This is a genomic window from Flavobacterium sp. 270, from assembly GCF_004368785.1.
Classification (GTDB): Bacteria; Bacteroidota; Bacteroidia; order Flavobacteriales; family Flavobacteriaceae; genus Flavobacterium.
This window is the reverse complement of record NZ_SODM01000005.1, coordinates 443,389-455,452: the sequence shown is the minus strand read 5'-3', so window position 1 is coordinate 455,452 and position 12,064 is coordinate 443,389. Positions and strand designations below refer to the sequence as shown.

Sequence of the window (12,064 nt, the reverse complement as noted above, 5' to 3'; positions counted from 1 at the left end):
CTATTACTCTTATTCTTTTTGTCTCAATCTTTCGATTAAGACGGCTGTCAATTCAATATGTCTACGAACGTGTATTTCTTTTTGTTTTCGCTTGTGTTTCAAAGCGGGTGCAAAACTAAAACTTCTTTTTTAAATCTGCAAGAAAAATTTAAAGTTTTTTTTGAGAATATTTTCATCTCTTTTCACTTATCTTTCCTGCCAGTTTCTCAATGAACTTTCCGCGTTTTGCGGGGTGCAAATGTAACATCTGTTTTCAAATCCCACAAGCTTTTTTGAATCTTTTTTTGAAAATAATTTTTCGTTTTAATTCTTAAAGCTTTTCATGTTTTCTGTGAACGTCTGCGTTTCTGCGGGTGCAAAACTACAACCTTTATTTACATTTTAAAGCCTTTATTTTATATTTTTTCCATCTTTTTTTAATTCTTTCCTTAACACTCTGATAACAGCCCCTTTACAAAATTACTTTTTTTTATCCTTTCTGGGAATATAATGCAGTTTTCTTTGTTTTAGACCTGTTTTACTAGAGTTTCGTTGTAAGGTTAGAATAAAAAAGGGTTGTTTTCTTTGGATTATTTAGTCTCGCAAAGGCGCAGAGACGCAAAAGTTATTTTTGAAATGATGTTTCTTTTAAGTTTCATCTCTCTCCTTTCTTTAAATAAAAGACAAATGACTCTCTTGAAAACCTATGCCCTAGCCCTGATGGGAGGGAAAATCCTTTTGGGGCGGGGTTCGCCCCAAAAGATTTGGAAGGACAGCAGGATCAAGCTCCTTATCTTTCTTAAATTCCAATTGTTTAAATTACAAATTCCAATAATTTACTCTTTTATATATAAGGTCCTAAAAAAAATAAACCCGACAGGTTTGAACTGTCGGGTTGTAGATGAAATTACTGCTATATATAGGATGGTAAAATTACTCTTTTATTCACTAACCACATTCTTCTTTATTATTAAGTATAAACTTCTACATATATATTGTATGTATTTTAGTAATGCGCTATATTTGCATTCACAAAATTATAAACAATGATTAAGATTACTTTACCCGACGGGTCAATTAGAGAGTTTGCTTCTGGCGTAACTCCGATGGAGGTTGCTAAGAGCATTAGTGAAGGATTTGCAAGAAACGTGATTTCTGCTTCTTTTAATGGTACAACAATTGAAACCGAAACTCCATTGACGACCGACGGTAGTCTTATTTTATATACTTGGAATGATGCGGAAGGCAAAAAAGCTTTTTGGCATTCGACTTCGCACGTAATGGCGCAAGCTCTTGAGGAACTTTATCCTGGAATTAAACTGACTCTTGGGCCAGCGATTTCGAATGGTTTCTATTATGATGTTGATTTTGAAGATCAAAAAATTACTGACGCTGATTTTAAAAAGATCGAAGATCGTGTTCTTGAAATTTCGAGAGGTAAACATGAGTTTAAAATGCGTCCAGTTAGTAAAGCTGATGCTTTAGAGATGTATAAAGACAATGTATACAAGACTGAATTGATTTCGAATCTTGAAGACGGAACTATTACTTTTTGTGATCATGCTACTTTTACTGATTTGTGTCGTGGTGGACATATTCCGAATACTGGAATTATCAAGGCGTTTAAAATTATGAGTGTTGCCGGTGCTTACTGGCGTGGTGATGAAAAAAACAAACAGTTAACTCGTGTTTATGGAACTTCTTTTCCTAAACAAAAAGATTTAACTGAATATCTTGAATTGCTTGAAGAGGCTAAACGTCGTGACCATCGTAAGCTAGGTAAGGAACTTGAATTGTTTGCTTTCTCTCAGAAAGTTGGACAAGGTTTGCCTTTATGGTTACCAAAAGGTGCAGCACTTAGAGATCGTTTGGAGCAATTTTTAAAGAAGGCTCAGAAGAAAGCTGGTTACGAACAAGTAGTTACTCCACATATTGGACAGAAAGAACTTTATGTTACTTCTGGTCACTATGCAAAATATGGTGCCGATAGTTTTCAGCCAATTAATACTCCAGCTGAAGGTGAAGAGTTTTTATTGAAACCGATGAACTGTCCTCATCACTGTGAAATCTACAATGTAAGACCTTGGTCTTACAAAGATTTACCTAAGCGTTATGCTGAATTTGGTACTGTTTATAGATATGAGCAATCTGGTGAATTACATGGTTTAACTCGTGTAAGAGGTTTTACTCAGGATGACGCTCACATTTTCTGTACTCCGGAACAATTGGATGAGGAGTTTAAAAAAGTAATTGACTTGGTTCTTTATGTATTTGGTTCTTTAGGCTTTGAAAACTTTACTGCTCAGATTTCGTTGAGAGATCAGGAAAATAGAGAAAAATATATTGGTTCTGATGAAAATTGGGAGAAAGCTGAAAATGCCATCATCAACGCTGCTGCGGATAAAGGATTGAATACTGTTGTTGAATATGGAGAGGCTGCTTTTTATGGTCCGAAACTAGACTTTATGGTGAAGGATGCTTTAGGAAGACAATGGCAATTAGGAACTATTCAGGTAGATTACAATCTTCCTGAGCGTTTCGACTTAACTTACAAAGGTGCTGATAACGAATTACATAGACCTGTTATGATCCACAGAGCTCCTTTTGGATCTATGGAACGCTTTATTGCAATTTTATTAGAGCATACAGCAGGAAATTTCCCACTTTGGCTTATGCCTGAGCAAGCTATTATCTTGTCTTTGAGCGAGAAATATGAAATATATGCTAAAAAAGTTTTAGATTTGCTAGAAAATCACGAAATTCGCGCCCTAATTGATAACCGAAGCGAAACTATAGGTAAGAAAATTAGAGATGCAGAAATGCAGAAAATACCGTTTATGCTGATCGTTGGTGAGGAAGAAGAGAAGAACGGAACGATTTCTATTCGTCGTCATGGACAAGAAGGAAAAGGGAATATCACAGTTACAATTGAAGAATTTGTCAGAATTGTAAACGAAGAAATAAATAAAACATTAAAAGTTTTTACAGTTTAACTTAAATTATAAAGTCATAGCAATAAGAAGCAACAGAGGTTTTCAACCTCGAGTAGAAAAAAAAGATGCACACAGAATAAACAACAATATTCGTGGTGTACAAGAAGTGAGACTAGTGGGTGAAAACATCGAACCTGGTGTTTTTAAACTAGCAGAGGCTCTACGTTTAGCAGATCAATTTGAATTGGATCTGGTTGAAATTTCGCCAAACGCTGAACCGCCGGTTTGCAAAATCATGGATTACAAGAAGTTTGTTTACGAACAAAAGAAGCGTGATAAGGTATTAAAAGCTAAATCATCTCAGGTTGTCGTTAAAGAAATTAGATTTGGTCCTCAGACTGACGAGCATGATTATGAATTTAAAAGAAAGAATGCTGAGAAATTCCTAAAAGAGGGTTCTAAGTTAAAAGCTTTCGTTTTCTTTAAAGGACGTTCTATCATCTATAAAGATCAAGGACAAATTTTATTACTACGTCTTGCTACTGATTTAGAAGAACACGGAAAAGTTGAGGCAATGCCAGTTTTAGAAGGAAAGAGAATGATTATGTTCATTGCTCCGAAGAAGAAGAAATAGTTCGCAGTTGTAAGTTTCAATTTTAAACTTGAAACTTCAAAGCTGAAACTAAAGATATAAGTAAGTAAGAATAAATTAAAACACTAGGAAAAATGCCTAAAATGAAAACCAAATCTAGCGCCAAGAAACGTTTTAAAGTTACTGGTTCTGGAAAGATTAAAAGAAAGCATGCTTTTAAAAGTCACATCTTGACTAAGAAATCTAAAAAACGTAAATTAGCTTTGACACACTCAGCGCTAGTTCACCAAACAGATATGAAAAGCATTAAACAACAATTAAGAATTATCTAATAATTCTTTAGGTTAAAAATTATTTATATAACCTTGGAGTATGGCTTTTAAGTTCTCTTGATTTAATTCGGGACGCCTGCTACAAAAACACATTAAAATTATGCCAAGATCGGTAAATTCAGTTGCTAAAAGAGCAAGAAGAAAAAAAATAATGAAGCAAGCCAAAGGTTTCTTTGGTAGACGTAAAAACGTTTGGACAGTTGCTAAGAATGCGGTAGAGAAAGCGATGAGCTACGCTTACCGTGACAGAAAACAGAATAAAAGAAATTTCCGTGCTTTATGGATTCAACGTATCAACGCTGGAGCTAGATTAGAAGGAATGTCTTATTCTCAATTCATGGGGAAAGTTAAAGCTAACGGAATCGAATTGAACCGTAAAGTTCTTGCAGATTTAGCTATGAACCACCCTGAAGCTTTTAAAGCTATTCTTAATAAAGTAAAATAAACGTTTTATAAACTCAATTTAAGATTACTTACTTATCATAGAAAACCCAGTCATTGACTGGGTTTTTGTTTTTCTAAAGGTCCTTAAAATTCTATATTGAATAATTGAATTTTAAAAGTAAATTTGTATAAACCTAAATTATATGTATAGTGCGCTTTTTCAACATATAGAAAGATATATAAAATTAGATCCCTCAGATATTGATATTTTAGAATCTTGTCTGAGTCTTTCTACCATTAAAAGAAAAGAACATGTTCTTAAAGAAGGACAAGTCTGCAATACTATATATTTTATCGTTAAAGGCTGTATCCGTCAATATATCATAAATTCTAAAGGAACAGAACAAACATTGCAATTTGGAATTGAGAACTGGTGGATAACCGATTATTTGAGCTATCATAATCATATTCCATCTCACTTTTATATTCAGGCTGTAGAAACTTCTGATGTTATTGCGATAGACAAATCGACTCTTGAAACTTTATTAATAGAAATCCCAAAATTGGAACGTTACTTTAGGATTGTTTCGCAAAAGTCTTTTGGTGCAGCGCAAATGCGAATTAAGTTTTTATTTACGATGTCTGCAGAAGAGCGATATCATCATATTAATAATTTGTTTCCCGAATTTGTACAGCGTGTTCCTCAATATATGCTTGCCTCCTATTTAGATTTTTCTGCCGAATTTATGAGTAAGATTAGAGCGGGAAAAGTCTGATTTTGCATTTCTTGAAGTAGTTCAAGTTTTTTAAAGAAGCTATACATGACCTTTGTATCAAACTTTAAAAGATAAATAAAAATGAAACAAGAATCGTTATCCCGAAAGCAGCCCCAGAAGCTTATCAAGCAATGTTAGGTTTAGAAAAATACATCGCTTCTACATCTTTAGACCCAGTTCATAAAGAGCTGATAAAAATCAGAGCGTCACAAGTAAATGGCTGTGCGTATTGTATTAATATGCATACAGCAGATGCAAGAAAATTAGGTGTTACAGAACAACGTATTTATTTATTAAGTGCTTGGCGCGAATCTGATGTTTATACTGAAGAAGAAAAAGCAATTTTTGCTTTAACTGAAGAAATCACATTAATTAGTCAGCATGTTTCTGAAGAAACTTATGAGAATGCTGCTAAGTTTTTTGACGAAAAATATTTAGCCGAAATCATAATGATGATCATTACTATTAATGCATGGAACAGAATTGGAATTGCTACTGGTATGAGAGCTGTATAATAAAAAGAAATATTCTATTTTAACTTAAACCCTCTTTAATAGAGGGTTTCTTAATTTATAGTGGTAATTGAATTACACTAGCAACTTTTTAAAAATTAAACAAAAAACCATACGCAGACCGTTTTTTAAGAACTTAAAATCTTTATTTTTGGAGCATGATACCACACAGAATGCAAAGATTGCTCTTATTTATAACTTTCATGATTATATGCTCTTGTCAAAAGAGAACCCAATGTAATATTAAAGATCAAAATAATAAAGCTAAGTTCGACAAATTAATTGTTCAGGCCCATTTATACTCCAAAAAAACTATTAATTCCGACAGTGCTTTTTATTTTTTCAATGAGGCTAAACTGCTCTGTAATCCAAAAAGCGATACTGAAAACTATATTCGAATTTTAAATTCTATGGCTAGTTTACAACTTAGTCACGGTGATTATATCGGAAGTGAAACTACTCTGACTGAGGCTATGCCTTATTTGAAATATATAAAGAAACCATTACTTGTATGGGATACTTATATGACGTTAGGAAGTAATTACTTTAATACTTTTGATTTTAAAAATGCTCTTTTATATTATAATAAAGCTCTAAATCTAAAAATTAACGAATCAAAACAATTTAGCACTAAAACTAAAATCGGAAATGTTTTGGCAGAAGAAAAAAAATATCTTGAAGCTCTAAATGTTTTTTTATCTCTGGCCGATGAAATTGGTGTTCTTAAAACATCTGAGGAGTATGCTTATTTATTGAATAATATTGGATTTTGTTACTTTAAACTTGATAACCCTGAAGGCTTAACTTATATTAATGAAGCCTTAAAAATAAGGACGAATTTAAAAAACCATACGGGAATTGCTTTAAGCAATTTGACTCTTGCAAGGTATTATGACGAAAACAATAATTCGTCTGCTGCTAAAAAATTTGGATTAATTGCTTATAGCAATTTAAATGATCTTCAAAATATAGAGGATAAACAATCTGCATTGAAACTTTTAATTAAAAACAGTAATGAAGACGAATTAAAAAAATATTCCATGCAATATATTGATTTAATTGAACACCTTTTTCAAATAAGACAGGAGGCAAAAAATCAATTTGCAAGAATTAAATATAATTCAAAACGTGAAAAGGAAGAGAATTTAAAATTAAAAACGCACAAATCAGAAAATGATTTAAAATTGGAGAAACAAAAAAACAAAAATATTGTCTCTTACATCATCATTATTTTAAGTTTGTTCCTGGTTATAATCTTATATTTTTACTTGACTTCTAAAGCGAACAAAGAAAAAATAGAGGCAGCATACAATAGTGAAACCAGAATTTCTAAAAAACTTCACGATGAATTAGCCAACGATATTTACCATACAATGGCTTTTGCCGAAAATAAAAATCTTTCTTTAGAAGAGAATAAAGAGCAATTACTAAATAACCTTGATGTTATTTATTCTAGGACAAGAGATATTTCTAAAGAAAATTATGTAATTACAACAGATGAAAATTATATTTCTTCGCTTAAAGAAATGATTTATGGTTTAAGCACCTCAAACATTAGTATTATTTTGAATGGTTTGGATATCATTTCCTGGAATGAAATTAATAAAAACAAAAAAATCACAGTTTACCGGGTTATACAGGAATTATTGGTAAACATGAGAAAGTATAGTGATGCTTCTGTTGTTGGCATTGACTTTAAGATCGTTAACAAAAACCTTCACGTGAATTATACTGATAACGGAAAAGGGATAGATACCGATAAAATGGTCTTTAAAAACGGACTCTATAATGTTAAAAACCGAATTCAAAAAATAAAAGGACAGATCGAAATTTCTTCTGCTATTAATCAGGGATTTAAAGTTTTTTTTAAATTTCCGTTATAGTATGGGATTCATTGACTGTTACTGTTTTATTCAAAAAAAATCATTTGTACGCAATTACTTTGGTTTACTAGTTTTAGGGATTCTTTTTTTCTTTGCATCCTGCGAGAAAAAACATCAACCTATTGTAAAAAAAACATATCATACTGCCGAAGTTAAAAGACTAACTTTAATTGCTGATGATCAATTTGAAAAAACTGAATATGAAAGTGCTATTATCAATTACATCAAAATAGTACAATTGGCTGATGTAGTTAAAGATCGGGCTGACTATGCCGATGCACTAATTTCTCTAGGTTTTATCTACAATTATCAAAGTGATTATTTTAAAAGCGAAACCGTTATCACGCAAGTTTTGCCTTTGTTAAAATATATGAAAAAACCACGCTATGCGTGGAATACTTATACGATTCTTGGCACTAACTATTTACGAACTGGCGACCTTGAAAAAGCGCTTTTTTTCTATAAAAAAGCTCAAAACTTAAAAAATTCAGAGTTTAGAAAATTATGTTCTATAAATAACATTGGCCTAATTTATCTGAAAAAGAAAAAATACAATAAGGCACTCCAATTGTTTTTGCAGGTTGCAAATGATAAATATTATGCAGATACAAAAATCCCAGGAGATAAGGTTGATCTGGCAATAACCTTAAACAATGTTGGTTTATGCTATAATTATTTGAAAAACCAGAAAGCATTATATTATTATCAAAAAGCACTTACTGTAAGCTTAAAAGTAAAAAACAGGGAATGCTTGGCAAAAAGTTATGAAGGTCTTTCCTATTATTACTCCGAAAGAAATATCAAACTTTCTAAGCATTATGCACTTTTATGTTATAAAAATGCGTGCGAAATAAACTTTCCTACTTTAAAAATTAACGCTTTATATGCTTTAATTCATAGTAGTAAAGGAGAAGATCTAAAAAAATATTCAGAGCTGTCGGTTAATTTAAGTGACAGCATTAGCAAAGTTCGAAAGACAGCCAAAACTCAGTTTAGCCACATTAAATATGATTTCAAAATTGACAAACAACAAAATCATGAATTAAAATCTCAAAAATTACAAAGTGAAATTCTTCTTGAAAGACAAAAAAACAGAAATCTGATTTCTTATATTATTATCGCTTCTGTACTTTTAGTTATTACCTTTCTTACATTATATATGAGTCGCTTAAATAAAAAAGAAAAAAGGGAAACGATTTACCAAAGTGAAATCCGTATTTCAAACAAGCTTCAAAGAGAACTCTCCAATGTTGTATATAACATAATATCTTACTGTCAGAATACAAATCTAGAAGTTAAAGAGCGCAAAGAAGATTTATTACTGAAATTAGATAATATATACCAACAGACCCGAAATATTTCCAGAGATAACAGTTTTATTATAACTGATGAAAATTATATTTTTGAATTGGAAGAGATGATTGCACAATTTAAAACTCCAAAAAAAAATATATTTACATATGGGCTAGAAACTATTTCGTGGAATAAAATTGATAAAAATAAAAAAATAATAGTTTATCGCGTTATTCAGGAGTTATTCTCTAATATAAGAAAGGATAGTGAGGCCACTTTGGCAAGTATTACTTTTAAAGTTAGCAACAAAGAATTTGTTATTACTTATATTGATAATGGCAACCGAATAGAAGATAAGAACATTGTTTTTAGAAACGGACTGCAAAATATGGAGAATCGAGTAAATACGATTAAAGGAAAAATCGAAATTAAGTCTAATAAAAATGAAAGTTTCAAAGTTTTTATTAAATTCCCAATATGATGCTGAACAATTTTCATTCTAAAAACAAACAATTTCTAAAATATAGTTACTGCTTGTTTTTTGCAATCGCCGCAACAATTTTACTGCAATCATGTAATAAAAAGAAAGCAGAGAATCGCGAAAAACACAATAATAATAAAAAGCTTGAGCAACTCATCCAAAAGGGTGACAGTTTATATGATATATCAAACACTAAGGGCGCTATAGTTTATTTAAAAAAGGCAGTAGAATTATTTGACTCAAAAACAGATAAACCGGAGCACTATGTTAGAGCACTTACACTATTATCTAATATTCAGCAAAACTATGGGGATTATTATGGAAGCGAAGAAACTATAACTAAGACTTTTCCTTACCTAAAAAAAATAAAAGACACAAAATATCAATCTACTGTATATTCAATAATTGCATCTAATTATTATTTTAATTACGATTCCAAAAACTCATTATTGTATCACAAGAAAGCATTAAAGATTTCTAAAAGGCCTTTTAAAAAATATATGGTAAAATGTTCTCTTGCATTTCTTAAAATACAGGAAAACAAATATGAAGAAGCAGTAACAATTTTAATTCCTTTAGCTGCTAAAAAAATTAAACATGAAACAAATGCTTTATTAACTGAAGCCCAATACTCTATGGTATTAGGCAATCTTGGATATTGTTACATCCAGCTAAAAAATCCAAATGCATTAAAATATTTAGAAAGAAGTTTAGAAATTGATCTTAAACTAAAAGATGAGTATGCATTAATTTCTACTTATCTTTCATTTTCTTTATATTATGAGAAAATAAATCCTGAATTATCAAAAAAATATAAGTTAAAAGCCTACCATAGCGCATGTAAAGCCAACAATGCTTCTGCAAAATCAAATACTCTGGCCGAATTAATGAAAGTGAGTAAAGGAAAAGACTTAAGAAAATTTTCAGACGCTTATATTACGATTATAGATAGTATTATAGCTGGAAGAAAAAAAGCAAAAAACCAATCTTTTGCAATTAAATATAATTTTAACAATGATAAAGAAGAAAATCTGGACCTTAAATCACATCAAACACATAATAAACTTCTTTTAGAAAGGCAAAAAAACAGAAGTATTGTCTCGTACGTAATTATAACATTTACTGTATGTACCATTTTATTTCTTTCTTTTTATTTAACCTTAAAAGGAAAAAAAGAAAGGAATGAAGCTATTTATAAAAGTGAAGTAAGAATTTCGAAAAAACTAGATAACGAGTTAGCCAATGATGTTTACCATACTATACTTTTTACTAATAAAGCAGATCTTGAACAAGGTGAAAATAAAGAAAAACTATTAAACAATCTCGAAGCAATATATTCACGAACAAGGAATATTTCAAAAGAAAACAGCCATATCGTTACTGATAAAAATTATGTTTTTTATCTTAAAGAAATGATAGCAAGCTTTAAAACTCATGATGTTAATATTTTATCTAATGGCCTAGATAATATTGCCTGGAATAAAATTGACAGAAACAAAAAAATAATAGTTTATCGCGTTATTCAGGAGTTATTTTCTAACATGAAAAAGCACAGCAATGCAACATTGGCCAGTATAACTTTCAAAATAATTGAAAAAAATATTCTTGTTAATTACAGCGATAATGGGAACGGAATTGAAGATGGACGAATAATTTTAAAAAAAGGACTACAAAATGTGGAAAACCGTATTAAAACTATAAATGGAACTGTTAATTTTGACATCAATTCTGAGAAAGGTTTTAAAATAAGTTTCACCTTCCCTTTATAAACAAGTATTATGTTCAAAAAAGTATTAGTTGCCGAAGATTTAGACAGCATTAGTATTGCTGTTATTCAAGTATTAGAAGAACTGGAAGTTCCTACAATTCATCATGTAAAGTATTGTGATGATGGATTGTTAAAAATAAAAAAAGGATTAAATGACAACGAGCCTTATGACTTATTGATAAGTGATTTGTCTTTTAAATCAGATCATCGTAAAACAAATCTTAATAGTGGGGAAGAACTTATTGCTGCAGTAAATGAGGTGCAGACTGATTTGAAAAAGATTGTATTTTCTATTGAAGATAAATCATACCGAATTAAGACTCTTTTTAATGAATTGGGTATTAATGCCTATGTTTCTAAAGGACGTAATAGTATAAATGAGTTACGAAATGCTATTGAAGGAACCTTTAAAAATGAAGAAAAGATTCTTTCCTCAGATTTATCGTTTAGTTTTAATGATAAAAGTTTAATTGAAATTGAATCTTATGATATCTCGATCTTAAAACTTTTATCTCAAGGTCATATTTTAGAAAGTATTTCAAATGAATTTAAGACTTTGGATATAACTCCTAACGGAACAAGTAGTATTGAAAAACGTATTAATAAATTAAAGATTTATTTTAAAGCCAATAACAATGTGCATTTAATTGCTATCGCAAAAGATTTTGGCTTAGTTTAAATTAATTAAGCCTTTACGGTTTCCCGTAAGGAAATGTCTTTACATAAGTTTAAGTTTGTGTTAATTCTAGCAAATGATTGAATGAAAAAGAAAAACACATTTAATTTTATCTCAAAAATTAATACCACTAAAAACAAAATTATTATGAAGACAATGCTGCTTTGTTTGTTCCTTTCTGTAAGTTTTGCTTTTGTTTCTGATAGAACTGGGTGGCTGGAAATTGATTGGAAAATCATTTTTATTCCTGCATTACTTGTTTTACAAATCATAATTATTAGTACTGCTTTAAAAAACAGGTATAAAAAACATTAAACTTTCTTCAAATCCTTTTCATTAAAGCATAAATAAAGGCTTAATTAAGAAAAATTAGCCTTTCAATATTTTGCTTTTAATTTATTAAGCAACGAATTTAAAAATCAGCATAAAGAATAATCCCCAAATTCTGAAATGCT

11 protein-coding genes are annotated in these 12,064 nt (G+C 30.4%); all 11 read left to right on the top strand.

The features are described 5' to 3' along the window. The first annotated feature begins 1,025 nt into the window (after positions 1 to 1,025). The gene (gene thrS / locus EV144_RS19415; RefSeq protein ID WP_134150800.1) at positions 1,026 to 2,972 is read left to right on the top strand and encodes a threonine--tRNA ligase; all 1,947 of its coding nucleotides are present in this window, start codon (positions 1,026 to 1,028) and stop codon (positions 2,970 to 2,972) included. 22 nt (positions 2,973 to 2,994) lie between these two features. Continuing rightward, the gene (gene infC / locus EV144_RS19410) at positions 2,995 to 3,546 is read left to right on the top strand and encodes a translation initiation factor IF-3 (RefSeq protein ID WP_134150799.1); all 552 of its coding nucleotides are present in this window, start codon (positions 2,995 to 2,997) and stop codon (positions 3,544 to 3,546) included. A gap of 92 nt (positions 3,547 to 3,638) precedes the next feature. Further along, positions 3,639 to 3,836: a 50S ribosomal protein L35 gene (gene rpmI / locus EV144_RS19405; RefSeq protein WP_026727505.1), complete on the top strand. Its 198-nt coding sequence runs from the start codon at positions 3,639 to 3,641 to the stop codon at positions 3,834 to 3,836. A gap of 100 nt (positions 3,837 to 3,936) precedes the next feature. Continuing rightward, positions 3,937 to 4,281 (top strand): 50S ribosomal protein L20, encoded by a 345-nt coding sequence (rplT, locus tag EV144_RS19400; RefSeq protein WP_017498429.1) that lies wholly within the window; start codon positions 3,937 to 3,939, stop codon positions 4,279 to 4,281. A gap of 142 nt (positions 4,282 to 4,423) precedes the next feature. Further along, a complete protein-coding gene (locus EV144_RS19395; RefSeq protein ID WP_134150798.1) occupies positions 4,424 to 4,996 on the top strand; it encodes a Crp/Fnr family transcriptional regulator in 573 nt (190 codons plus the stop codon). Positions 4,997 to 5,067: 71 nt separating this feature from the next. After that, positions 5,068 to 5,511: a carboxymuconolactone decarboxylase family protein gene (locus EV144_RS19390; RefSeq protein ID WP_208326868.1), complete on the top strand. Its 444-nt coding sequence runs from the start codon at positions 5,068 to 5,070 to the stop codon at positions 5,509 to 5,511. 407 nt (positions 5,512 to 5,918) lie between these two features. Next, entirely contained in the window at positions 5,919 to 7,391 is a 1,473-nt protein-coding gene (locus EV144_RS19385; protein WP_243854714.1) for a tetratricopeptide repeat-containing sensor histidine kinase, read from the top strand. A gap of 1 nt (position 7,392) precedes the next feature. Beyond that, positions 7,393 to 9,165, top strand: coding sequence for an ATP-binding protein (locus tag EV144_RS19380; protein WP_134150796.1), 1,773 nt, complete (start codon positions 7,393 to 7,395; stop codon positions 9,163 to 9,165). After that, a complete protein-coding gene (locus EV144_RS19375; protein ID WP_134150795.1) occupies positions 9,162 to 10,934 on the top strand; it encodes an ATP-binding protein in 1,773 nt (590 codons plus the stop codon). Before EV144_RS19380 ends, EV144_RS19375 begins: the two co-directional genes overlap by 4 nt. Before the next feature lie 9 nt (positions 10,935 to 10,943). Further along, positions 10,944 to 11,612: a response regulator transcription factor gene (locus EV144_RS19370; RefSeq protein ID WP_134150794.1), complete on the top strand. Its 669-nt coding sequence runs from the start codon at positions 10,944 to 10,946 to the stop codon at positions 11,610 to 11,612. 144 nt (positions 11,613 to 11,756) lie between these two features. Then, on the top strand, positions 11,757 to 11,924 hold the full coding sequence (locus EV144_RS24230) for a hypothetical protein (protein WP_166670604.1): 168 nt from the start codon (positions 11,757 to 11,759) through the stop codon (positions 11,922 to 11,924). Positions 11,925 to 12,064: the final 140 nt, after the last annotated feature.

What these genes read in the sequence shown, in the direction of transcription:
- thrS (WP_134150800.1), top strand. Translation starts at nt 1,026, where the DNA reads ATGATTAAGATTACTTTACCCGACGGGTCAATTAGAGAGTTTGCTTCT.
- rpmI (WP_026727505.1), top strand. Translation starts at nt 3,639, where the DNA reads ATGCCTAAAATGAAAACCAAATCTAGCGCCAAGAAACGTTTTAAAGTT.
- rplT (WP_017498429.1), top strand. Translation starts at nt 3,937, where the DNA reads ATGCCAAGATCGGTAAATTCAGTTGCTAAAAGAGCAAGAAGAAAAAAA.
- EV144_RS19395 (WP_134150798.1), top strand. Translation starts at nt 4,424, where the DNA reads ATGTATAGTGCGCTTTTTCAACATATAGAAAGATATATAAAATTAGAT.
- EV144_RS19385 (WP_243854714.1), top strand. Translation starts at nt 5,919, where the DNA reads ATGGCTAGTTTACAACTTAGTCACGGTGATTATATCGGAAGTGAAACT.
- EV144_RS19380 (WP_134150796.1), top strand. Translation starts at nt 7,393, where the DNA reads ATGGGATTCATTGACTGTTACTGTTTTATTCAAAAAAAATCATTTGTA.
- EV144_RS19375 (WP_134150795.1), top strand. Translation starts at nt 9,162, where the DNA reads ATGATGCTGAACAATTTTCATTCTAAAAACAAACAATTTCTAAAATAT.
- EV144_RS19370 (WP_134150794.1), top strand. Translation starts at nt 10,944, where the DNA reads ATGTTCAAAAAAGTATTAGTTGCCGAAGATTTAGACAGCATTAGTATT.
- EV144_RS24230 (WP_166670604.1), top strand. Translation starts at nt 11,757, where the DNA reads ATGAAGACAATGCTGCTTTGTTTGTTCCTTTCTGTAAGTTTTGCTTTT.